Raw genomic sequence first — 22929 nt, 5'->3', positions numbered from 1 at the left:
ATAATATTGCCAATGGGCACTATTTGATGCACAGTAGGCTATGTTTGTGATACCTAGGGAAAACGAATGCCTTTTATAGCTTTCAACGAGTTCAACCAAGAGGTGACTGCTTCGCAGTGCCATGATGAGTACATTAGTAACGGAACAATATTCGAGAAATTTCGATGCGCCTTCTGTGAGGTTCGTTACCACTCGAGAAATATTTACAAGGATGCCTTATTAGGTAAGGCGCCGCACTTCTATCTTGCCAAAGGAGTTCGTCATATCGGATTGTGTGATGGTGAACCTATTGTGGCAGTGCCGCCGGCGGCGGCCAAGGAGCCTATTAAGACGGTCACGAAGCGCGAATTCGACTTTCCCGAGAAGTTGACCGCTAGACCTAAGCCACGTCTTGTTAGTGTGCTGCCTGGTGAGGGTATCGTGCCACCAGATGAACAGGAGATTCGCAAACGCAGACTCCGTGCAGGCAAAGAATATGGTGCGTCCTGTTTTACGACAAGTCTGCTACAAAATATCGTTGAATCGAAGAATAAACTCATTTCTTGGTGTTACGAAGAAGCTAAGCGAAAGAAGCTAGCTGTAGGCGTGCGAAACCAGCTAATTAAGGAAACTGCGGAAAGCTATCCCTTGCAGCTTTTTGACCAAAAAGACCTTACCTACAACTCGGCTTTTGGCCGCGCTGATTATGCATGGCGTGATGGAAGCACTCGAATTTTCCATGCCAAGAAAGGTACAGTGACGCTGACGGATGGTGGCTTTATCATTCGCTCTGAGCCAGAGGTTCAAGCCGCCGCAATCGAAAGAGCGGCGCCGAGACGAACGTCGGAAGTTCACTATCACAGCTCCTCTAGTGACTTGATAGGGGAGATACCGCGCTCTCATGTGCGTCTGTTGGAGGAATTGAAGTCAGCGGCAGAGGCCGGCACGGCACTTCAATGGTACGTCTACGGTGGATTGGAGTTTATGAATGAAATCAATATGATTTCATTGGCGAACCTGGACCACCTGTTCTTCAGGAAGGAACGCTAGGCCAAGGCTAGATATTGCCGCGAAAATCAAGTCGATGGTTGGGATACACGCTTCACCCCACCAGGTGAATTCGTTAACAGAAAATGATGGTAGGTGAAATTCATCTGCCAAGTTTTTTGTGGATGTAACGTTGACGGTCGCGGCACCCCCACTCTCGGTGCCAAGTTGGAGAACATGAAAACCGAGTCCGGAGTCCCAAAAAGAAACACAGGAGTGCCTCGGACTGTGCTGATGTAGTACAAGGTCTTCGAGCCACAGAGCGACGTCCTTTTGCGTCGGGCGGACATCTGGCATCAGGTCAGTCGCAACTGATGGTTTAGCGGCAATGAGTCCCCACCTACCGCTACCGTAGTATTTGATACAAAATGATGCGATGTCTACCTCCCACGACTCGGCATCCGAGACCACAATGACGTCGGTACTGACGAATCGGAAAATGACGCCAGGTTCTTGTGGAAAACCATCGGAACAAATTGTCGTGATGGCTTCTTGCCGATTTAGCGGCATGGACTTAAGTTCTCGCTGAGTGCCGTAAATGTCTTCCAAGAAGTGCTTCATGTAGGTTGCTGTCCGAGATAGATAAGCTGGGTATAGCAACCATCTTCAAATCTCCACATCTGTAATGTAGCCGTTCGGTTGCTCGGCCTTGTACTCCTGCGACAGCAGTTCCATCATCGAGCTGAAAGCAGGCGAAGCGAGGGACTCATCCATCGGCCAAATCGCCCGATACATTGGGTGGTACGCGGATAAAGAGGCAAGCCGCCACGGTCCATGTTGGTCGCAAGTGGAATCGCGGAGCCGGTGCGCTGGGCGGAGAAGGCCATTCCTGGGCTAAAGCTGGTGACTTAAAGAGTGCAGCTCGCATTCGAAGAAGCGACCGTGTAAAAAATAAGGGAGACGGTGTCTCGCCTTCCCCCGCCACTTCAGCAGCGTAAGGAGCGCGCCCGCCAAGGACTCGGCCGGTAGAACTGGGTTTATTTAGCGGGGTATGGGCCACAGGGTCCATTTAGACCACCACGTTAGCGCCGCCGGCGGCAACGCCAAGGGTGGTGTCTTCCGTATCGTGCAGAAAGGTTTGGATTTAACGCAAGAACAGTCGTGTGAGTCGCAATCAATCCTTTCACCTACCTCGGTGGGTAAGCCGAGGGCGCCGCTTTCCCCCCTTTCAGGTCAACCCGATAAGCCAGAAAGCCGAGGATTCAATCCTTGACATGCCCGCATGCTGCGGTGTTACTATATGTCAAGGCGTCTGGGCCTAACCTGCTCCCGGGTTAAAGCAGACTTGCAATACACGCAGCACCTGCGTTCCATCATTTTGGTCACAGTGCGTAATCGGGAGACACACGACCTCATGTTTAAAATGATTGGAATTTCACCATGGCTAACTTTGCCTTGTCCTCGACATCCGTGTTTTCGCTCAAGAAAGCCCTGCGAGACCGCTTCCCCACTGTCAAATCGGCCCACCTTAGCGAAGCTATCGCCGCTACAACGGGCTTTCGCACGCACGCAGCACTACTCGCTTACACCCAGGGAACAACGTCCGTGCCTATCGTTTTCCTGGATGACAAACCGTTCGTTCAGCGCCTACATGAACTGGGTTACCCCAGCATCCAGCCATTCTCCTTTAGCTCTGTCTGGCTCGGTGGCACCGGCGTCCCTGATGAATTCAAGGACCTGATTGCCCGTCTATTGACCCTCGAAGAGCGTCCAGAAGGGCGCTACCCCGCAATTCATGCATTGCGCCGCGAATGCGCCACATTGTTCGCGAAGACCTTCGGCGTTGGTTTTGTCGAACCGAACGAGGACGACAAGCGACTGGTGAAACGCTTCGGTGCAGGCATCGACCACCTGGCTTGCAAACCAGGATGGGGCAGTGCCGTCAATACGAACAACTCAAGCCTCGACTTTCCTGGTAGCGACCATCAAGTCCGTTTCTACGAGCGACTCCCGCTGTCCAACGGTAAGTACGTGGAATACAGTACGGCGCTCGTTTCGATGCCGTACACGGGTTCGTTCCGCATTCCAGAGCTGCCGAAGGCCCAAGCTTTGGCTGAGCGTGTGGGGTGGCAGTACGCTGAGCTAGCGGACTGGAGCTGGTACGCAGCCCATGCAACGACTCTCATCTTCTTCCGCCGTACTAGCACGCACGAGGAGATGTTGCGGACGTGGTCGACGTCGTTTAAGCGCTGGCTGATTGAAAATAAGAGTCGACTGCTCAAGGGCGTCAGCAGCGACCGCCGGCATGTCATTGAGGACGCAATCGCCTGTGAGCATCTGCCTCTCGACGTCCAGAGCTGGGATGACCTGCGCGAACGCTATTTCAAGGAGTTTGCGCCGTCGATTTACCACTTTGAAGAAGCACCGATGGCGCGTGCTTTCAAAAAAGTATTCGAAAAGTGGCAGAACGAGACGGCAACGCCGAAGACGATGGCGGCCTGAGCCTAGGAGAGGATTAACAAAGCCGCCCGAGGGCGGCTTTTGTTTAGTTCGCGGCGGATGGAGGAACCTGCCATCCAACCAGTTCGGCGGTTCGGCGCATTACCCACCTGGCCTCTGGCTCGGATACCCAACCCGTTGCAATCAGCCGCGGCAAATATTGGTCGAGAATCTCAGTCTCTGACATGTGCGAGCGTTTCCCGGCTTTGGAGTCAAGGGACGTTACAGCAAGTTGTTGCGCAAGGTCTTCGCAATTGTTCCAGCGCTCAAGTAGCTCCGGCGGCGAGCAGCCAGGGCTGTAGAAACGGCCTTGGTACCGATTCATGGAATATTTAGGCTGGGCGCCTGAAACCGCCCCTAAGTTGCTTGGACGTGGGAAATCTAATGGCAGCGCGGCAAAGAGCACCGCTTCCGATTCATTTTGCTGCTCATCGCCGAGTTCAATATTCATAGTGCCTTTTGCGTCCATATTAACCTCTCGCCATCATACTCCAGCGTCGATTACTCGGACTAGATGGGGGCGATGAATATCCTCGAATGGTCATGTTGGGTATAGCCGGCAGTTCACATACCTCAAAAACTTGTCGTTTACTTTAGCGTCAATATGTCGCATACTTTGGCGACACTAAGGAGGTTTCAAATGACCTACGAACCAATTGAGAGCAACGATGACGACAGCCTGTTCAGCCTCACGTCCGAGGAGCGCACTGAACATTTCAAGAAGCTGCTGGAAGAACTGGACGAAAAGCCCACCGAGTTGGCCTCGAGACTGATTCGGCTGGGCGACTACCGTAATGCTGCCGCCATCATGCGTGGTATCCAGCGGATGGCCGCCGGCGATACCAAAGTGAGCGGCGAGATGCTGGTAATCGTTCGAATGCTCGTAAACCAACAGCGGCTGCAGTACAGTAAGTTGAGTCAAGTGGAGTGGGCACAGCAAGCGAATGGCGCCTGGGTCGCGAAATTTGAGGGATTCAAAATCACCCTTCACCCGCAAACTAAAGACCGCTGGAGCATCTATCTGCGGGTTATAGAAACTGATTACAGCCCCGCGTGTGGCTCGTGGCAGGTTGGCCTGGAAGCTGCAAAACGGAAGGCGTTAGTGCGCTTGGCCGATGGTCAGATGGAGGCGGCTGACTTAGCCGCTGGCCGGCTGTAAAGAGGTACTACTTTGTTGTTGTCAGCTCTTGGGCCAGACATGTAAGCTAGTCGCAGGTTGAAAATTTTATATAAACAAAAAGGCCCGAATGTCACGCTACACCCAGCTCACGCAGCACCTGCTTGCAAACCCCAATGCTCAGTTCATTCTGTCATTTGACGAGCTGGACAAAGTCGTTCTCGGCGGCCTACCTGCGTCAGCACGTCAATACCACGCGTGGTGGGCAAATAACGCAGCAAGTCAGCCGCATGCTAGATACTGGTTAGATGCAGGCCTACGAGCCTCCCCGAACTTCAAAAACGGGTTTGTCGTCTTCACCAATGACGCCGCACTAGAAACAAGCGAACTGGCGGCATCGGTTGTGGACGAATCGACGCAGCAGGAGCTGACTGAGTACGTTGAAAGCAGCCTGAGCCTCGAACGGGACCTGGAAGACCAAATCGTCAGCCACCTTGACGTCCTGGAGCCAGGCCTGACGCTGGTGTCCCGCCAAGAGTCCAGCGACGTCGGTCGGCTCGACTTACTCGCGCGGGACGCCGAGGGGCGCACGGTAATCATCGAGCTGAAAGCAGGCGAAGCGAAGGATTCATCTATCGGCCAAATCGCCAGGTACATTGGGTGGTACGCCGATAAAGAGGGCAAGCCGCCACGGGCCATGTTGGTCGCAAGCGGGTTCGCGGAGCCGGTGCGCTGGGCGGCGAGGGGCATTCCTGGGCTGAAGCTGGTGACTTACAGAGTGCAGTTCGCGTTCGAAGAAGCGACCGTGTAAAAAAGGGTTATCGGCGCCGCATGACGAGTCGGCCAGAATGTAACTAAGAACGTCGTTTAAGGGATGTTATTTACAGAGTTTGAAGGGATGGGCTCTGAAACATCGGCCACCACTCAGTTACACGTCTTAGTTACAAAAAAAAGTTCTCATAACCGTTCTAATCTGCCATTCTGACGCCTGCCGTCAGGCACTGTGGATAAAAAGCCTGCTTCATTCGTGAAGCAGGCTTTTTTTGTAGGCACGGGCTGTCGACGGCAATCCGGGGCGCATCGTCCCATTTCACAGCAAGAAACGGATAGCGACGCTGTCCGGATGCTGGTCTGATGGTGGTTTTGACGACGCTGGAGAACAGCATGGATTTTCGCATCACGGGGCTGTCGCCCGAGCCTTTTCTGCCCCTTTTTTCCTTATCCGATGCCGCGTTAACGGCGCTCGGCATGCGACGCTGTGTGGTCGACCAGCATCCCGGATTTCCTGACCGTATAGCGCTGGTGGATGCCGAATTGGGCGAGACCGTGCTGTTGTTGAACCATGTCTGCCAGCCCGCCATGACCCCCTACCGGGCGTCCCACGCCATTTTTGTCCGCGAGGGCGCTACGCAAGCGTACGATGCCATCAATCAAGTGCCGGAATCGATGCGGCGGCGTTTATTGTCGCTGCGCGCCTATGCTGTTGATGGCATGATGCTCGATGCGGAAGTGGTGGACGGCACCGCCGTGGAAGCCGTCATTGCACAACTATTCGGCCATGCAGACGTCAGTTATATTCACGTCCACAATGCCAAGCGGGGCTGTTATGCGGCCCGCATCGACCGCGTTGGCCGCTCCCTTGCCTAATCGCGCAAGCCGATATCCAGTGTGTACATCGCCACCGCATTCCTGCGCGCCGCATTGCGCATCAAATACACCTGCACCGTGTATTCGCCATCGGCTGGCAGTTTTGCCTGGAAACTGTTGCCGCTGGTCGAGCCGATGAACAGGGCTTCCTCCTGGCCTTGCTGGCGGATGTTGAAGTAATTCGACGGTTGATTCGTCTTGAGCTTGACGCTGAAGGTCTGGCCGGCTTTACCTGTCAACGTGTATTCGGCCGTGGCGTACCCCTTGATCTTGCCTTTGACATTGTGGGCGGATTTGCCTGCCGTCAATTCGACGTTTTCCTTGTGGACAGGATCGGCGCTCCAGGCCGGCGTGGCAAAGACGAGTGCCGCCAGCAGCAGGCTGGCGCGGAGGGACAGGTGACGACGCAGCATAGGGCACTCCTTTGAACGCGGATGAATAAGCAGGCGATGGTGATGCCGCCCATCTTACGCCAGCGGCTGCGCACGTTTCAAGCTGCGGCCAAATGCCAATTTCAGTTAGGCTGAAGCGTCTCTACGTTGCGGAACCGGCCGCGGGCGCTGCTGCGCCGGACCGGTTTTTTGCTGCTCTTTTTCCCTGTACTGAAAGGAACGCAGATGGGTATTTCCGGAAAAGTCGCGCTGGTCACGGGTGCCGCGCAAGGCATAGGCAAGGCCATCGCCTTGCGCCTGGCCAAGGATGGCGCCGATATCGCACTGGTGGATTTGAACCAGGACAAGCTGGACCTTGCCGCCGCCGAAGTGCGCGCGCTGGGGCGCCGCGCCGTCACCGTCATTGCCGACGTGTCGCAGCTCGATCAGGTGGCCGCTGATCGATGGTGGTCTTGTGTACCGTTGATGGATTGATTGCGCGTAACAAACGCATCGAAAAAACAGGCCGCGCACTCATCGAATGCGCGGCCTGTTTGCGTAGCATCAAGCGCCTTGAAGCAAGCCTTATTTAAAACTGACTTCCTTGCGGTTATCGCGCGAGACGCGGTCGATCATCTTATTGTAGGGATCGACGCCTACTTCAAACGGTTTGTCTTTCACCGTAATCGTCACCACCGGGTCGCTGCCCGACAACACGCGCTTGTCCGTGAACAGGACTTTTTCATCCTCTTCCCTGGCGCCCGGGGCGCGCGCGAAGATGGCGATTTCCACCGGCTCGTCATAGACGCGCGCACTCTCCTTGCCCTTGCCGTCGGACTCCAGCTTGGCCAGGTGCAGTTGCATGGTGACATCCCACTGGCCGTCCGGGCGTTTCACGGCCGTCGCTTGCGTCACGCGGTTGTCGTAGAAGACGATTTTCTCGAACAGGTCTGTGATCAGCGTCTGCTTGTCCTGTGGCGCTTCGGCACGGATGTACGCCAGCAGTTCGCCCGAGGTGGTGAATGGCGCCTGCTGGTAACCTTTGTCCTGCAGATAGCGTTTCAGGGCACGGTTCAGGGCTTCCTCGCCGAGCTCGTCACGCAGGCGGTAGAACACCAGGCTGCCTTTGTTGTAGTGGATGTATTGCTGTCCCTCTACGCGCGCCAGCGGCAGTTCTTCGATGGCTTCGCCGCCGCGTCCGCTCAGGTAGCGGTCCAGTTCATAGCGCAGGAAGCGGCGCATTTTAGTGCGGCCGTATTCCTTTTCCATCACCATCAGCGCCGAATATTGCGCCAAGGACTCCATCAGCATGCTGGCGCCCTGCACATTGGCGCCGATCACCTGGTGGCCCCACCACTGGTGCGCCATTTCATGCGCCGTGACGTAGAACACGTAGTCGATATCCTCCTTGTCGCGCAGGTCGGCGATGAAGCCGATGCCTTCCGAGTAGGGAATCGTGTTGGCAAACGACTGGGCAAAGCTCTGGTAGCCGGGGAATTCCAGGATGCGCACCTGCTTGTGCTGGTAGGGCGTGAACTGGGTGCTGTAGTAGTCGAGCGACTTTTGCACGGAGGTGATCATGCGCTGCGTGTTGTAACCATGCTTTTTATCGAAATAAATTTCGATCGGCAGGCCGTTCCACTCGCCTTTCTTGACTTCCCAGCGCGCCGACAGGTAGGCAAAGAATGGCAGCATCGGCTGGTCCATCTTGTAGCGGTAATAGCGGCGGCCATCCTTTTCCCAGTTTGCCTGCAGGTAACCAGGCGCCAGCGCGATCTGCTCGCCGCTGGTCGAGACGGTGGTGTCGAAATGAATCCAGTCCGCCTCGCCGCCCAGTACCGTGTTGCCATACGCGGACTGATCTTCCAGCTTGGCCATGCGCTGGGGTTCGCCCAGGCCCCGCTTGCGGCGCTCATTGCGGTCCAGCAACTCCATCTCCTTCGCATAGCCGAAGTGGGGGAAGAAGGCTTGGTTGTTGAAGAAGCTGCCGTTCAGGTTGACCTGGTCCGGCGTGCCATCGTTGGTAAAGCCCTGGTGCGTGACCGTCACCGTGAAGTCCAGCGGCAGGGTGGCGCCCGGCGCCAGGGGCTGGGCCAGCTTGAGGATGCTGAAACCGAGTTCCTTGTCGTCCAGCATCACCTTGTGCTCAGGCAAGTTCAGCCAGGTCGTCTTGCGCTGCGGATCGAGCTGGATGCGCAGTGTGTCGAGCGGCTGTGCGGTCTTGTTCTGTAACACGTAGTGGCCCTTGATCAACACTTTACGTTGCTCAGGATAAATATCCACATCGGCCTTGACATCCGTGATCTTCGGTTGCGGCAAGTCTTTGTATTGTTTGTACAATTTCTCGTAGCGCGCCTGCTTGTCCATGCCGATGTTCGACGGTTTGTACTGATTCAGCACATTCGTGTTGTAGAAGATCCAGCCACCCGTACCCGCCCAGCACAGCAGGACTGCGGCCAGCGCGGCGCCGGCACGGCCGTTCAGGCGCTGCCCCGCCAGTCGCACGCGGGCGCGCCAGCCGGTGGACAGGCCGCGCACCCAGAACGCCTGCGCCAGCATGACCAGTGCCACGGTAAACAGGCTCCAGTACAGCGCAAACCAGGCCCAGCCCGTCAAGAAGTGGCCATAGCCATTCATGTCCGAGTACTTGATGGCCGGCGTGCCGCCGAAGGCGTACAGATTGTGCTCCAGGTGCAGCATGCCCAGCACGGCTTGCGCCACCATCAGCAGGATCACCAGCAGGTAGCCGATGAACTTGTTATTCGACAATACTTGCAGGGTGAGCGCGCACAAGCCCATCAGCACGAAGAAGAGGGCGCCCAACAGGGTGCCTTTCAGGTACAGGCCCAGCTCCACGGGCGCGCCGCCCTTGACGAGCTGGAAGCCGATCGCGGCGATGACGCCCACCAGCAGATAGCCGCCGATGACGCCGATCAGGGCCGTGCATTTGGCCAGCAGGGGCACCCAGTCAGGCACGGGCATGGCATCGCTGACATCGGCGATCCTGGCTTGCCGTTCCTTGAAGATCAATTCGCCCGCGTAAAACGTGACGATGATAATTAACAGGAAGCTGAAGCTGTTGTTGATACTTTGCAGCATCAGATGCGTCATCGGATACACGGCCGTGCCGTACATGTCCTTGGCCACGCTGGAGCCGGCGATCAGGTTGATGACGCCGAACAGCAGCATGACGAGGAAGGGCAGGCTCTTGAAGACGCCAGCCGCGTCGAAGCACAGGATGTGCCACCACTGGCGCCAGGCCGTCGCCGGGGTAAAAGTGGGAATGCTGCGCGGCAGCTGCAGCGGCGGCGTGACGGCGGGGGCGGCGGCCACGGCCTTGTGCTTGCCGAACAGCCGTTTGCCCGTGCCCGTGCGCTGCGGCTTGAACAGGACCACGGTGGCGGCGAACAGTACGGCCGTGATACCCAGCCACAGCAAGCGATTGGCCAGCAGGAAGCCGGACAGGGGCGGCAGGCCCGCGTTCGCTTCGGCGGACGTGAAGTAGCGCGTCATGCGGCCCAGGGCGCGCATGCCGAACGGGTCGAGCAGGACGGCGATCCATTCGTTGTTGATGTCGCGCGTAAAGGCGCCGGCCGTGCCCCACAGCACGAAAAAGCCCAGCACGCCCACGTAGACGAGCAACATCGAGCGCGTGGTGGCCGCCAGCAGCATCAGCAGGGCGCCGATGAAGAGCAAGTTCGGGATCACCATCACGGCGAAGCTCCACGCATACGCATGCAGGGAGAACGCCCCCACGCGCTGCGCATCGACCCAGGGCATGAGGGGGCCGAGCATGAGGGCCAGGGCAATGGCGGCAAAGATCACCAGACAGGCGACAAAGCCGGCGGCGAAGCGGCCGAACAGGTAATCCCACTTGCGCATCGGCGTGGCGAACAGCATGTCGGCCATGCCGATTTCGCTGTCGCGCAGCACGGCGCCGGCGATGAAGATGGTGATGAGCAACATCGAGAGCAGGCTGAACATCGTCAGCAGCTGCGCCACTACGGTGGGCGCATTGCGGTTAATGTTGCCGATGGCACCGCCGATCTGGATCGAATCACTGCTGCTGGCGCCAAAGGCCAGCAAAGCCAGGATGACGGCAAATATCCACAGCAGCGGCTGTTTCAGCTGATAGCCGAGGTCAAACTTGAAAAATTCCTTCCACATGGCGGCCCCTTATGCTGCGACTGCTACCGGTGCGGCGGGAGCCGCGGCGCCATGGCGGGCAGCGTTGCGCACGTGCAGGAAGTACACGTCTTCCAGGTCCGCGGCGATCTGCACGAAGCCGCTGTCGGGCTGGCTGTCGGCAAACACATTGATTTGCGGCTTGCCGCCCACCAGGCGCGTCGACAGCACGTTCAAGGTTTGCTGGTACTGCGCCAGTTCTTCCGTTGTGACGCTGCGGCGCCAGACCTTGCCGTGCAGAGTGTCGATGGCCGCTTGCGGCTCGCCCTGCACCAGCACTTGGCCCTTGACGATCATGGCCATGCGCGGGCACAGGTCCGTCACGTCGTCGACGATGTGCGTCGACAGGATCACCACCACCTGCTCGCCGATCTTCGCCAGCAGGTTGAGGAAGCGGTTGCGCTCGTCCGGATCCAGGCCGGCCGTCGGTTCATCGACGATCACCAGGCGCGGCACCCCCAGCAGTGCCTGGGCGATGCCGAAGCGCTGGCGCATGCCGCCCGAATATGTCCCCAGGTTGCGCTTGCGTGCTTCCCATAGATTGGTTTGCTGCAACAAGGCTTCCACGGCTTCCTTGCGCGGCCCTTTCTCCGTCAAGCCTTTGAGCACGGCAAAGTGATTGAGCAGGGTTTCCGCACTCACTTTCGGGTACACGCCGAAATCTTGCGGCAGATAACCGAGCTGGCGGCGCAAGCCTGCCTTATCCTGCAGTACGTCGAGGCCATCGAAGTGGATGCTGCCGCTATCGGGGTCTTGCAAGGTGGCAATGGTACGCATCAGCGAGGACTTGCCTGCGCCATTCGGTCCCAGCAAGCCGAACATTCCGTTGGGAATTTCCAGGCTGACATGGTTGATGGCCTTGACGCCATTGGCATATGTTTTGTTCAGCTGTTTGATCGATAGCATGTGCAGCATTCTCCAGAGCTTGGGTCTAAAAGCCGGCAGATACCTGCCTGCCGGTCTGTAAAAGGGGATCACCTTGTTTGTCAGCCGTGATGGCGGACGTTACTTAAAGGAAATAATATATAAGCAATTGGAAAAAAGTAATCTTTTTGCGACCAGGGGTGGAAATGCAGGGCTGAAAGACAGGAGGGAAGGATGAGTGACGTGGTGCTACACTCGCCATTTCAGCGACGCCAGATGGCGGAAAGGCGGGATGATGCCGGTCGTACAGAACATGACATTGCGCGCCGTTGCGCCCGGCGAAGAGGGCGCGCTGGCGCAGTTGTTCCAGCTGTATTGCTACGATAATTCGGCCTGGAGCGGCGAGGCGCTGCTGGCCGGTGGCCGCTATGATGTGTGCGATGCGGGGCTGGCGTCGTATGTGCATGCGGCCGGCTATACGGCCAGCTGGATCGAGGTCGATGGCGAACTGGCGGGCTTTTTTCTCACGGAGCCGGGCATGGCGGGTGAGCTGGCCGTGCAGGAGTTCAGCGACTTTTTCATTCTAAAAAAATACCGGCGCCGGGGCGTGGCGCTGGAGGTGGTGCGCAGAGTGTTGCTGGGTAGCGCGCAGACATGGATGGTGGCGATGTTTCGCGCCGATGCCGCTGCCTGCGCGTTCTGGCAGCAGGCGTTTGCGCGCCTGCCGTTTGCCAGGGTCGAGGCGTGGGACGATGCCAGCCTGCCGCAGTTTCAGCTAACGCTGCTGAAACCGGCGGCCTGAGCCGGTTTAGAAGCGTACTTTGACATACGCTGACGGTCCCGTCAGGCGGATGTTCAGGTCGGCATCACGTTCGCTGTCGCGGTGCAGCTTGATTTTCGACATGCCGTAATCGGCCACGAAACCGATATTCTTGAACGGAAACCATTCCACGCCGACATTCCCGCCGTAGATGTGACCGTTAATGCGTCCGCCATTTTTCTTGATGCCCGACACTTCCGCATACATGCGCAAGTCCGGCGTGAAGGCGTGGCGCCAGCCCACTTCCAGCAGCGGCGCTAACGCATGCTCGCCGATGGAGTCGCGTGCCGTGGCCGTTTCACCATTGACGACGCCGGTGGCCGTGCCGTTCAGGCTGGCATGATAGTAAGCGGCGCCCAGGCCGATGCCGAAGGTGTCGTTGCCGCTGCCCAGCCACCATTTATAGGCCAGCTTGGCCAGGTCCAGTTTCAGGTCGGCATTCGCCGTGGCCGTGCCCGTGACGGGCTGGCCATTGATGATGGTCTCGCCCGTCAGGCTGGGCGTGTAGGATTTGTCGTAGCGGTAGTAGTCGAATGCCAGGCCGTGGCGGTCGCCGATCAGCAAGTCCGCCTTGATGCGCGGGATGGTGGTATGGCTGGGCTTCGATTCGGGCGCGTCGATGCGGCCAAACTGCGTGTCGGCGCCGATATTGATGCGCGGATCGGCGGAAAACGCCCCTACCGAGATGCTGGCACGGTCCAGGGCGGGCGATGGCTCGGCCCGCGCCGTGGCGGCCGCCGTGGCCATGCCCAGCACGCCCAGTATCATGCTGCCGCGCAAGGCCAGATGCTGCAAACGGGGTGGGGACAGGCGGGCGGGGACGGACGTAACAACCATGGGACTACTCCTTGGAAAGATGATGGGTGGGCCGCGACGCTGGGGCGGCCTACAGCTGAATGCAATAAGGAAATGGTAGCAATTGTTACATTTGAATCACGTAGCCGCACGGCGCAAATTACCGTCGGATTTGTCCTACCGAGCCTAACAGCTGCTACCTGTGCCAGGCCAGCTTGCCAGGCCGACTGCAGCGTGCCGGCATTGTCTGCAACGTTGGACGCGTGCAGAATGGTGTGTAAAAAGAGGAGACCTGCACATGAAAATCGCTGCCATTTCCGATATCCATGGCAACCTGGATGCGCTTGAGGCCGTGCTGGCCGACATCGCCCGCCAGGGTGTGGATGTGATCGTCAACCTGGGTGATATCGTCTCGGGCCATCTGCAGCCGCGCGCCACGGCGGCGCGCCTGATGGACCTCGGCTTGCCCAGCATCCGCGGCAACCACGAGCGCCAGCTACTGGCTGATCCGGCCCGCATGGGTGTCTCGGACGCCTTTGCGCGCGCGCAACTGCTGCCCGAGCAACTTGCGTGGATAGGCGCGCTGCCGGCCACCTTGCGCTTGCGCCACGATGTGCTGCTCGTGCATGGCACCCCGACAAGCGACCTCGTGTATTTTCTCGACAGCGTCACGCCGCAAGGCAGCCGCGCGGCCACGCCTGACGAGGTGGCGGCGCGCGCCGGCGAGGCGAACGCGGCATTGATCCTGTGCGGCCACACGCACATGCCGCGCCAGGTGCGTCTGGCCGATGGGCGGCTGATCGTCAACCCGGGCAGCGTGGGCTTGCAAGCGTACGACGATGACCACGGTTATCCGCACGTGATGCAGAACGGCACGCCGCATGCGCGCTATGCGATCGCCGAACAGGGCGCGGACGGCGCCTGGACGGCGCACTTTCATGCGGTGGAGTATGACTGGGAGAAGGCGGCGCGGCTGGCGCTGGCGAACGGACGGCCCGACTGGGTTGTGCCCTTGCGCACGGGCCGGGTCGCCTGATTATCTGAATTCTTCGGCCACCAGATTGTACTTCTGCATCTTGTGGTACAAGGTCTGTTTCGGTAAGCCCAGCACCGTGCTCACTTCGCTGACGTTGCCTGAATATGCGCGCAGTTCCTGTTCGATCAGCGCACGTTCGAAGCCGTTGACCTGCTCCGCCAGCGACAGGGGGCTGGCCTGGCCGCCCGCCAGCAGGCTCGAGGCGCCACCGGCGATGCCCAGTACGAAGCGGTCGGCGATATTGCGCAATTCGCGCACGTTGCCGGGCCAGGAATGGGCCATCAGGTTGCGCATCTGCGTGCTGGAGACCACGGGCGCGGCGCGGTTGTAGCGGGCGGCGGCGGCCAGCACGAAGTGCTCGAACAGGATGGGAATATCCTCGCGCCGTTCGCGCAGCGGTGGCAGATGCAGCACGATCAGATTCAGGCGGTAGTACAGGTCGCTGCGGAACTTCTGCTGCTGCGACAAGTCTTCCAGGTCCAGCTTGGCCGCCGCGATGACGCGCACGTCGACGGGCGTGGGCACGTTCGAGCCGAGCCGTTCGATATAGCGTTCCTGCAGCACGCGCAGCAATTTCACTTGCAGGGACAGGGGCAGGCTTTCGATTTCGTCGAGGAAAAAAGTGCCCTGGTCGGCATGCTCGATCTTGCCCACTTGCCGCTTGGCCGCACCCGTAAACGCGCCCGGTTCATGGCCGAAGACTTCGCTTTCAAAGATGCTTTCGGGAATCGCGCCGCAGTTGACGGCGACGAAGTTGTGCTTGCGGCGATGGCTGAAGTCGTGCAGGCAGCGGGCCACCATTTCCTTGCCCGTGCCCGTGTCGCCATAGATCAGCACGTCAGCCGGTTCATCGGCAACGTCGAGTATCAAGCGACGTATGTCGCGCATCGCCATTGAATTGCCCAGTAATCGCGCTTCGATGCCACCACCGTCCTCGAGCTGGCGGCGCAGGCTGTGCACTTCCAGCGTCAGGCGTCGCGTTTCCAGCGCGCGCAGGATGACGTCGACCAATTGCTCGGATGAGTATGGTTTTTCGATGAAATCGTAGGCACCTGTGCGCATGGCGTGCACGGCCATGGTGATGTCGCCGTGGCCCGTGACGAGGATCACGGGCAGGTTGGCATCGAGCGTCTTGACCGCTTGCAGCAATTCCAGGCCGCTCATGCCGGGCAGGCGCACATCGCTGACCACGATGCCGGGAAAACCCGGCGTCAGCAGTTTATAGGCCAGCTCGGCCGAGTGGAAGGCCAGCACGTCCAGCCCGGCCAGCTGCAGTGCCTGCTCGCTGCCTTCGCGTACGGTGGGGTCGTCCTCGACCAGCAAGACCTTCAAGCCGTCAAACATGTTTTTCCTCCTGCGTTGCAATCTGTAGTTCGATGGTGAAGATGGCGCCGCCGCCAGGGGCGTTCTCGGCGCGCAGCACGCCGCCGAACTGGCGCGTGATCTGTTCGGAAATGGCCAGGCCCAGGCCCAGTCCCAGTCCTTGCGGCTTGGTCGTGAAGAACGGTTCGAACAGGTGTTCGCACACTTCCGTCGACAGGCCTGGCCCCGTGTCGGCCACGTGGATCAGCACGTGTTCCGACGTGCATTCGACGGCCACGCGCAAGCTGCGCACGTCGCTGCCATTCATGGCGTCGAGCGCATTCGCGTACAGGTTGACCAGCACCTGTTCCAGGCGGTTGCTTTCGCACATGGCGAAGAGGTCTTCAGGCGGCAGTTGCAGGGTGAAACGTACATTTTCAACCTGCAGGCGGCGCTCGACCAGGAACAGGGCGTTGCTGATCGCCGTCGGAATCGACACGGAGGTCAGGCTGGTGGTCGATTTGCGCGCAAAAATCTTCAATTGCCCCGTAATGGTCCCCATCCTGGCTGCAATTTGCGAGATCTTCGCCAGGTTGCGTCGCGCGTCGTCGAGCCGTCCCCGCTCGAGCAGGATGACGGCATTGTCGGACATGGTGCGCAATGCCGTCAGCGGCTGGTTCAGTTCATGCGTGATGCTGGCCGACATTTGTCCCAGCACGGCCATCTTGCCGGCTTGAAACAGTTCGTTTTGCGTGATGTGGAGTTTCTGCTCGGCCTTGCTGCGCACCTCGATTTCCTGGCTCAGGCTTTGCGTCATGGCATTGAGTTCCGACGTGCGTTCCTCGACCATGGCTTCCAGGTTGTCATAAGCATGCTGCAGGTCTTCGCGGGCGCGCAATTTTTGCGCCACGGCCGCGCGGCGCTGGCGCAGGTAAAAGAACAGCAGCATGAAGAAGCCCAGCAGCACGCAGGAGAAGGCCGCCGCCGCGCGCGCGCTGGCCTTGGCCTGCGCCAGGTCGGATAAATAGATGAAGGTCCAGCCTTGCGGGGACTTGAGCTTGATCTGCGTCATGACGCTTGAGCTGGTCTTCGGTGGCGTGTCGGCGTGTTCCTGCTCGCGCACGCTGATCACGCGCGCGCCATTGCCCAACTGGCGGTCGGAAACGAAGGGTATGGCTTCCAGCTGCTTTGAGTAATACTGGCGCGTGCGGTTGAGCTCTTCGACGATGGCGGGCGACAGCGGCGCCAGGGTCTTGTACTTCCAGTCCGCCATGGAACTGAGGAAGATCACGCCGTGCTCATCGGCCAGCATCACCTTGTCGGCGCCCTGCACCCAGCGTTTTTCCAGGTTTTCCAGGTTCACCTTGACCGTTGCCAGGCCCAGCATGTGGCCATTCTGGTAGATGCCATGGGCAAAGAAGTAGCCGGGCTCCAGCCGCGTCGTGCCCACGCCATAGAAGCGGCCCGGCGTGCCGCGCAGCGCGTCCTGGGCGTAGGGGCGGAACGAGATATTGTCGCCAATAAAGCTGTCGGGCTGCTGCCAGTTGCTGGCGGCCCGCGTGTTGCCGTCGAGGTTGCTGATGAAAATGGTCGACGATTTCGCCTGGGCATTCATCTGCTCGAGGTAATGGTTGACCGTATCGACCAGTACCGGGTCTTCCGGGTGCTGCAGCAAACGGATGACGTCGCGGTTCAGCTCCAGGGTCTTGGGCAGGAAGTCGTATTTCTCCAGCGCATTTTCAAGACTGCTAACATACACCTCCAGGCGCTGTGCGCCGCTCGCCTGCAGCTTGCCGATGGCGATGCGTTCGGTCCAGAAATACACGAGCCAGACGGTGGCCAGGCAGGCGGCCAGCACCACGCCCCAGGCCAGCGTTTCGCGGCCCGACCGTTGCGACAGGCGCTGGCGCCAGGAAAGGGAGGGTTTGTTACTGCTATTCATAAAATCAGCTGCCAACTTGCAAGAATCCACAGTATCGCATTTAAGTAATCGCGGAAATAAAAAAGCCGCCGGATGTGCATCCGGCGGCCTGCGCTAACGTGAGCCGTGATTAGAACGTATGACGCATACCTAAATTGAAACCGCTGTTGCCGGTGCCATCGTCAGTGGCATTGCCGACGACGAAGGTGGCGCCGTTCTTGTTGCTGATGTGGCCGTAACCGGTGTACAGGTCGCTGCGCTTGGACAGGGCGTAGAACGCGCCGATGGCCCACTGCTGGGCGTCACGGTTTGCGTTGCTCTTGTCGTTGTGGCGGATGTAGGACGCGACCAGCTTGGTGGCGCCGAACGGGGCGCTGAAGCCAACCAGGATGTCATTGCTCTTGCTGTTGTCGAGGGCGCGGTTGTCGGCGTAGCCGAAGTTACCTTGCACTACGCCAAAGTCGTAGCGCGTGGCCAGCAGGGTGTTGCGCGTTTGCTGGGTCGCCAGCGCATTTTCCTTGCGGTGGTGCGTCAGGGTCACGTTCAGCGGGCCGTCGATGTAATGCACGGCGCCGCCCATGCTGCGGTTTTTCGCATTGTCGCCGGCCACTTCGCCGAAGCCATACGCCAGGTCGGCCGACAGCTTGCTCCAGGTGGGCGTGGTGTATTGCACCATGTTATCGACGCGGTAATTCGTCGCCATAATGTTCGATGCCGTGCCGGCCAGGCCGATGACAAACGGATCGGCCACGTCGCGCAAGGCCAGGTAGTACGGAGAGTATTGGCGGCCCAGGGTGACGGCGCCGGCGCTGCCGGTCAGGCCAACGTACGCCTGGCGGCCGAACAGCCGGCCGCCCTGGCCCGAGGTGCCAGTGTCGATATTGAAACCGCTTTCCAGCACGAAGGTAGCAGCCAGGCCGCCGCCCAGGTCTTCCTTGCCTTTGAAGCCGATGCGTGAACCAGAGGCGACGCCGGAAGCGACGCGGTTCAGGCGGTCGCCGGCCGCATCCTTGTCGAACACCAGGCCGGCATCAGCCACGCCATACATGGTCACGCTTGATTGGGCCAATGCGCCGCCGGAAGCTGCGCCAAGGGCCAGCAGGGTAAACAGGACTTTTTTCATGAAAATCTCTCTAATAAGTTGGAATGACTACTGATCGCACTACCTGACTGCTTGTTACTCAACATGGACAACAAATAAATGGCCCGCTTGTGGCGGACCATGGCGCTATCAGGCTTTGCTAGCGTGGTCAGCTTCGCCCCAATGGCTTTCCGTGTTCTGGTTGGCGGCGTTAGCCGCGGCTGCTTCTTCCTCGGTGGCCAGACCACCTTCCCATTTGGCGACGACGGCCGTGGCGACGGCATTGCCGACCGCGTTGGTGGCCGAACGGCCCATGTCGAGGAATTGGTCCACGCCCATCAGCAGCAGCAAGCCCGCTTCCGGAATATTGAACTGGTTCAGGGTAGCGGCAATCACCACCAGGGAGGCGCGCGGTACGCCGGCCATGCCTTTCGAGGTCAGCATCAGCAGCAGCAGCATGGTGATCTGCGTGCCGAGCGACAGGTCGATACCATAGGCCTGGGCAATGAACAGCACGGCAAAGGTGCAGTACATCATCGAGCCATCGAGATTGAAGGAGTAGCCCATTGGCAACACAAAACTGGAAATCTTGCGGTCCACGCCGAATTGGTCGAGCGCCGTCAGCAGTTTTGGATAGGCCGCTTCCGAGCTGGCCGTCGAGAATGCTAGCAGGAACGGTTCGCGGATCAGGCCGACGAGCTTGAAGATGCGCGGGCCAATGACGACAAAGCCGGCGCCGATCAGCAGTGCCCACAGGCACAGCAGACCCAGGTAGAAGCCGCCCATGAATTTGGCAAACGTGATCAGCACGCCCAGGCCGTGGGTGGTAATGACGGAGGCCATGGCGGCGAACACGGCCAGTGGGGCCAGGTTCATGATGGTGCCGGTGATGCGCAGCATGACTTGCGCCAGCTGGTCGACGACAGCCGTCAGGGTCTTGCCCGATTCGCCCAGGCCGGCCAGTGCGCCGCCGAAGAAGATCGAGAACACCAGCACTTGCAGGATTTCATTGTTGGCCATGGCCTCGATCGGCGACTTCGGCACCAGGTGCGTGAAGAAATCTTTCAAGGTGAAGGCAGCCGTTTTCAAATTGGTCGAAGCGTGTACGTCCGGCAATGGCAAGCCCAGGTTCGTGCCCAGCTGCATCAGGTTCGACAGCACCATGCCCAGTGCCAGCGAGACGAGTGAAGCAACGACGAACCAGCACATGGCTTTCAAGCCGATGCGGCCCGCTGTCTTGCCGTCGCCCATGTGGGCGATGCCGACTGTCAGGGTGGAAAATACCAGCAGCGCAATGATCATTTTGATCAGGCGCAGGAAGACGTCGGTGACGATGGAAATATTGCCAGCGATTTGAGCGCTGAGCTTGGCATCAGGGAAGGCGGTGTTGCATCCATAGCCGACGGCAATGCCGAGGATCATGGCAATCAGGATGTACAGGGTTAATGGCCGTTTCTTTTTCATTTTGACTCCTCCGGTGAAACGCCGCTGTGAGCGGATTATTGATAGCGAGCAACTCAAGCTTGGAGTCAATATTTCTCAAAAACAAGCTTTTGCGTGCTAGCGATTATTTGCAGCAAAACCTGTACATAGCAAAGGATATGCCTGAAATGGGAATTTGGTAGCTAACTTCTTAAGTTGTTGATTTAAGGAAGATTTTTTGTTGTTAAGATGTCGCAACTTGGCGTGCTTGCGCGAAATATTGGACGCGGCGGGGCATCGCTGTATGACTTTTCATACGCTAGTCGCGGCACGGTGGCGGTGCGCCAACAAGGCAAGATTATCAGGACAATAAAAAAGCCCCTCCGAAGAGGGGCTCGATGTGGCGCAATGCGTGTTCTCGATGTTAGAACTTGATATTCGCCGTCAGGCTGAACGAACGTGGCTGGCCCGGGGTGTAACGGAAGCCGGACTTGTTGATGGCCGCCACATAGGTCTTGTCGGCCAGGTTGTAGGCGTTCAACTGCAAGTCCAGGTTTTCGTTGACTGGATACGTTGCCATGGCATCGAAGACCCAGTAGGCATCGACGCGGGCCGGCGTGCCGACGGCGCCGTCGGTGCCGCGCAGCATTTCGCCCACGTAGCGCGCGCCGCCGCCGATTTTCAAGCCAAACGGCAGGGTGTACGAGGTCCAGCTGGTGAACGCCTGTTTTGGCGTGTAGGTGAGGTTCTGGGCGCCGCTGGCCGTGAAGACTTTGTTCGACTCGACCTTGGTGTTCATGCGGGTATAGCCGGCGCTGACCAGCCAGTTCGGCATGATCTCGCCCACCACGCCCAGTTCCAGGCCTTGCACGCGCTTCTTGCCGGTCTGGTAAAAAATGGTCGGGATGACAGGATCCTGCTCCACTTCATTCTTGACGGTGGTCTGGTAGACGGCGGCCGACAGCGACAATTTTTGCTTCAGGAAGTCCCACTTGGTGCCGATTTCCTTGGTGATGGTTTCCTGTGGATCATAGTTCGGGTTTTGCGCGCTGTTGGCGTTGGTGCTCAGCGCAAAATTGGTGCCTGGCGGCGCTTTCGACGTGGCCAGCAAGGCATACACGCTGCTGTCCGGCGTCGGCTTGTACATGGCCGAGATCTTGCCGTTGGCAAAGGTGTCGTTTAAGGTGATATGCACCGGAATCGGCGTGCCGACTGGCAGTTTTTGTACTTGGCCTTGCGCCACGGCCGTTTGCAGGGTGACGGCATCATACGTGGTGTTGAAGTGGTCGAAGCGCACGCCGCCGTTGAAGATCCATTTGTCGCCGAACTTGACGGTGTCGAAGACATATGCGCTTTGGGTATTGACTTCGCCTTGCGCGTAGGCACCGCTGCGTACTGGTTTATAGCCGCTGACCGGGTCGCGCGGATTCGGATTGTACAGATTGGCATCCGGCAAGGTGCCCAGGCTGGCGGGCACATAGCTGTAGTTGGTCTGCTTTTCGCTGGTGAATTCGGCGCCGGCCACCAGGGAGTGCTTCAGCACGCCCGTGTCGAATTGCGCGCTGACCACGGTCTGGTTGGTCAGGATGGTGTTTTCCTGGTCCTTCACAGTGCGCAGCGAGCGCGCCATGGTCCAGGTTGACGGATCGGTGACAACCGGCGTCTTCAGGCCGGCGGTGTTACCCATAAAGGCCGTCAGCAGGTAGTCCTGCTTGGTCTTGCCGTAGCGCGTGGTGTTCTGGAGCTGCACGTTGGGCGAGAAATCATGGTCGATGCGCAAGGTGCCCATGTCGGCCTTGACCTTGTTGTAGTCTGAAGTGGAGCCGTAGAAATTCTTTGGATCGACCTTGGCCGCGCCGTTCAGGAAGGTGCGGATGACCTTGTTTGTGGGCGTGATGCTGTCCGGCGTGGCGTAGCCAGGCAAGCCGATAGTCGGCACGCCGCCGTCGGGCACGTTGTTTTGATCCACGTGCAGGTAGCTGGCCGTGATGCGCGTCGGCTTGCCGATGCCGAAGGTGACGGTGGGCGCGAAGGCCCAGCGCTTGTTTTTGACTTCATCGCGGGCCGGATCACCGCTGTCTTGCGTCATCAGGTTCAGGCGCAATGCCGTACCGGTATCGGTGTCGAGAATGCGGTTCCAGTCGGCCGTGGCGCGTTTCTGCTTGCCGCTGCCCGCCGTCAGCAGCGACTTGAATTTGTTTTCCATAGTGGCGGTCTTGCTGACCAGGTTGATCGAACCGGTAGGCGAGCCGCGGCCGCTGTCCGTGCCCGCCGGGCCCTTCAGCACATCGATCTGTTCGATGTTGAAGACGTCGCGCGAGATGGACCCGACATCGCGCACGCCATCGACATAGATGCTGCCCGAGGAGTCGAAGCCGCGCATGTACACTGCGTCGCCGGTGTTGGTATTACCGTTTTCACCGAGGAAGAAGGTACCCACGCCTGGCGTGTTGCGCAGCGCTTCCGTCAGGGTCAGCGCGCCTTGCTGTTCGATCAATTCCTTCTTGATGACGACGATGGTTTGCGGCGTGTTGACCAGCTCTTCCGTGTATTTCGGCGACGAGGCTTTTTCGGCCTTGAAATCATTTTCCTTGGAGCCCACGACCTTGATTTCGTTCAGGGTTTGTTGCGAAGACGGCGCGCTTTGGCCTGCGGGATCGGCGGCCTGGGCGGCCACAGGCAGCAGCATCACGGCCAGGGCGGCGCCGATGTGCTGGTTGAAACGGGTTGGGGCGTGTTTGCGGCTCTTGATTGCCATCTTGCTCTCTCGATAAGGTCAGGGTAGTGGTTCCTGGCTGGCTCTGCGCCGCAGTGCTTCGGCACGCGGGCAAGTGGCTGGCGATGGAGACGGAAGGCCGTATTGTAATAACTGGGCGCTACTTCGTAAATGAGAATCGTTATCA

At 58.9% G+C, this 22929-nt stretch carries 19 protein-coding genes; 8 read left to right on the top strand and 11 right to left on the bottom strand.

Features of this window, described 5'->3' with window-relative positions; genetic code table 11:
* Nucleotides 1–66: 66 nt before the first annotated feature.
* Entirely contained in the window at nucleotides 67–1029 is a 963-nt protein-coding gene (locus ACQ4W7_RS25370) for a hypothetical protein (protein ID WP_436534196.1), read from the top strand.
* Here the strand turns inward: ACQ4W7_RS25370 and ACQ4W7_RS25365 are convergent.
* On the bottom strand, nucleotides 985–1587 hold the full coding sequence (locus ACQ4W7_RS25365; protein ID WP_436534194.1) for a hypothetical protein: 603 nt from the start codon (nucleotides 1585–1587) through the stop codon (nucleotides 985–987). The genes ACQ4W7_RS25370 and ACQ4W7_RS25365 overlap by 45 nt on opposite strands.
* Nucleotides 1588–2406: 819 nt before the next feature.
* Between ACQ4W7_RS25365 and ACQ4W7_RS25360 the strand changes: the two genes are divergently transcribed.
* The gene (locus ACQ4W7_RS25360; protein WP_436534192.1) at nucleotides 2407–3468 is read left to right on the top strand and encodes a hypothetical protein; all 1062 of its coding nucleotides are present in this window, start codon (nucleotides 2407–2409) and stop codon (nucleotides 3466–3468) included.
* 43 nt (nucleotides 3469–3511) lie between these two features.
* Here the strand turns inward: ACQ4W7_RS25360 and ACQ4W7_RS25355 are convergent, their stop codons facing one another.
* A complete protein-coding gene (locus tag ACQ4W7_RS25355) occupies nucleotides 3512–3916 on the bottom strand; it encodes a hypothetical protein (protein ID WP_436534190.1) in 405 nt (134 codons plus the stop codon).
* 189 nt (nucleotides 3917–4105) lie between these two features.
* Here ACQ4W7_RS25355 and ACQ4W7_RS25350 point away from each other — a divergent pair, with 189 nt between their 5' ends.
* The 3 genes from ACQ4W7_RS25350 (at nucleotide 4106) to ACQ4W7_RS25340 (ending at nucleotide 6229) form a co-directional block, all read left to right on the top strand.
* Nucleotides 4106–4624 (top strand): hypothetical protein, encoded by a 519-nt coding sequence (locus ACQ4W7_RS25350; protein ID WP_436534188.1) that lies wholly within the window; start codon nucleotides 4106–4108, stop codon nucleotides 4622–4624.
* An 88-nt stretch (nucleotides 4625–4712) separates the two neighbouring features.
* Nucleotides 4713–5393 carry an endonuclease NucS domain-containing protein gene (locus ACQ4W7_RS25345; protein WP_436534186.1) on the top strand — a complete coding sequence of 227 codons (681 nt, stop codon included), beginning with the start codon at nucleotides 4713–4715 and terminating at the stop codon, nucleotides 5391–5393.
* Between the two features lie 353 nt (nucleotides 5394–5746).
* Nucleotides 5747–6229 carry a DUF1203 domain-containing protein gene (locus tag ACQ4W7_RS25340; protein ID WP_426073910.1) on the top strand — a complete coding sequence of 161 codons (483 nt, stop codon included), beginning with the start codon at nucleotides 5747–5749 and terminating at the stop codon, nucleotides 6227–6229.
* Here the strand turns inward: ACQ4W7_RS25340 and ACQ4W7_RS25335 are convergent.
* The gene (locus ACQ4W7_RS25335) at nucleotides 6226–6642 is read right to left on the bottom strand and encodes a hypothetical protein (RefSeq protein WP_426073909.1); all 417 of its coding nucleotides are present in this window, start codon (nucleotides 6640–6642) and stop codon (nucleotides 6226–6228) included. The two genes, ACQ4W7_RS25340 and ACQ4W7_RS25335, sit on opposite strands and share 4 nt — an antisense overlap.
* A gap of 204 nt (nucleotides 6643–6846) precedes the next feature.
* On the opposite strand from ACQ4W7_RS25335, the gene ACQ4W7_RS25330 reads away from it, so the two are divergent.
* The gene (locus ACQ4W7_RS25330; protein ID WP_436534183.1) at nucleotides 6847–7095 is read left to right on the top strand and encodes an SDR family NAD(P)-dependent oxidoreductase; all 249 of its coding nucleotides are present in this window, start codon (nucleotides 6847–6849) and stop codon (nucleotides 7093–7095) included.
* 90 nt (nucleotides 7096–7185) lie between these two features.
* Here ACQ4W7_RS25330 and ACQ4W7_RS25325 read toward each other — a convergent pair whose 3' ends face one another.
* Nucleotides 7186–10767, bottom strand: coding sequence for an ABC transporter permease/M1 family aminopeptidase (locus ACQ4W7_RS25325; RefSeq protein WP_436534181.1), 3582 nt, complete (start codon nucleotides 10765–10767; stop codon nucleotides 7186–7188).
* 9 nt (nucleotides 10768–10776) lie between these two features.
* Nucleotides 10777–11691, bottom strand: a complete 915-nt coding sequence (locus tag ACQ4W7_RS25320; protein ID WP_436534179.1) for an ABC transporter ATP-binding protein — start codon at nucleotides 11689–11691, stop codon at nucleotides 10777–10779.
* A 250-nt stretch (nucleotides 11692–11941) separates the two neighbouring features.
* On the opposite strand from ACQ4W7_RS25320, the gene ACQ4W7_RS25315 reads away from it, so the two are divergent.
* A complete protein-coding gene (locus tag ACQ4W7_RS25315) occupies nucleotides 11942–12451 on the top strand; it encodes a hypothetical protein (RefSeq protein WP_436534177.1) in 510 nt (169 codons plus the stop codon).
* 6 nt (nucleotides 12452–12457) lie between these two features.
* Here ACQ4W7_RS25315 and ACQ4W7_RS25310 read toward each other — a convergent pair whose 3' ends face one another.
* Nucleotides 12458–13306, bottom strand: a complete 849-nt coding sequence (locus tag ACQ4W7_RS25310) for a porin family protein (RefSeq protein ID WP_436534175.1) — start codon at nucleotides 13304–13306, stop codon at nucleotides 12458–12460.
* 256 nt (nucleotides 13307–13562) lie between these two features.
* Here ACQ4W7_RS25310 and ACQ4W7_RS25305 point away from each other — a divergent pair, with 256 nt between their 5' ends.
* Nucleotides 13563–14300, top strand: a complete 738-nt coding sequence (locus tag ACQ4W7_RS25305) for a metallophosphoesterase family protein (RefSeq protein ID WP_436534173.1) — start codon at nucleotides 13563–13565, stop codon at nucleotides 14298–14300.
* Here the strand turns inward: ACQ4W7_RS25305 and ACQ4W7_RS25300 are convergent, their stop codons facing one another.
* From ACQ4W7_RS25300 to ACQ4W7_RS25280, 5 genes are all read right to left on the bottom strand, one after another.
* On the bottom strand, nucleotides 14301–15644 hold the full coding sequence (locus tag ACQ4W7_RS25300; RefSeq protein WP_436534171.1) for a sigma-54-dependent transcriptional regulator: 1344 nt from the start codon (nucleotides 15642–15644) through the stop codon (nucleotides 14301–14303).
* On the bottom strand, nucleotides 15637–17544 hold the full coding sequence (locus ACQ4W7_RS25295; RefSeq protein ID WP_426073900.1) for a sensor histidine kinase: 1908 nt from the start codon (nucleotides 17542–17544) through the stop codon (nucleotides 15637–15639). The genes ACQ4W7_RS25300 and ACQ4W7_RS25295 overlap by 8 nt, the downstream gene beginning before the upstream one ends.
* Nucleotides 17545–17653: 109 nt before the next feature.
* Entirely contained in the window at nucleotides 17654–18646 is a 993-nt protein-coding gene (locus ACQ4W7_RS25290) for a porin (RefSeq protein ID WP_436534168.1), read from the bottom strand.
* A 108-nt stretch (nucleotides 18647–18754) separates the two neighbouring features.
* Nucleotides 18755–20068, bottom strand: coding sequence for a dicarboxylate/amino acid:cation symporter (locus tag ACQ4W7_RS25285; RefSeq protein ID WP_426073898.1), 1314 nt, complete (start codon nucleotides 20066–20068; stop codon nucleotides 18755–18757).
* A 382-nt stretch (nucleotides 20069–20450) separates the two neighbouring features.
* On the bottom strand, nucleotides 20451–22784 hold the full coding sequence (locus ACQ4W7_RS25280) for a catecholate siderophore receptor Fiu (protein ID WP_426073896.1): 2334 nt from the start codon (nucleotides 22782–22784) through the stop codon (nucleotides 20451–20453).
* Nucleotides 22785–22929: the final 145 nt, after the last annotated feature.

The organism is Janthinobacterium algoris (assembly GCF_051380935.1).
Classification (GTDB): domain Bacteria; phylum Pseudomonadota; class Gammaproteobacteria; order Burkholderiales; family Burkholderiaceae_D; genus Janthinobacterium.
This window is presented reverse-complemented; position numbering and strand designations above follow the sequence as displayed.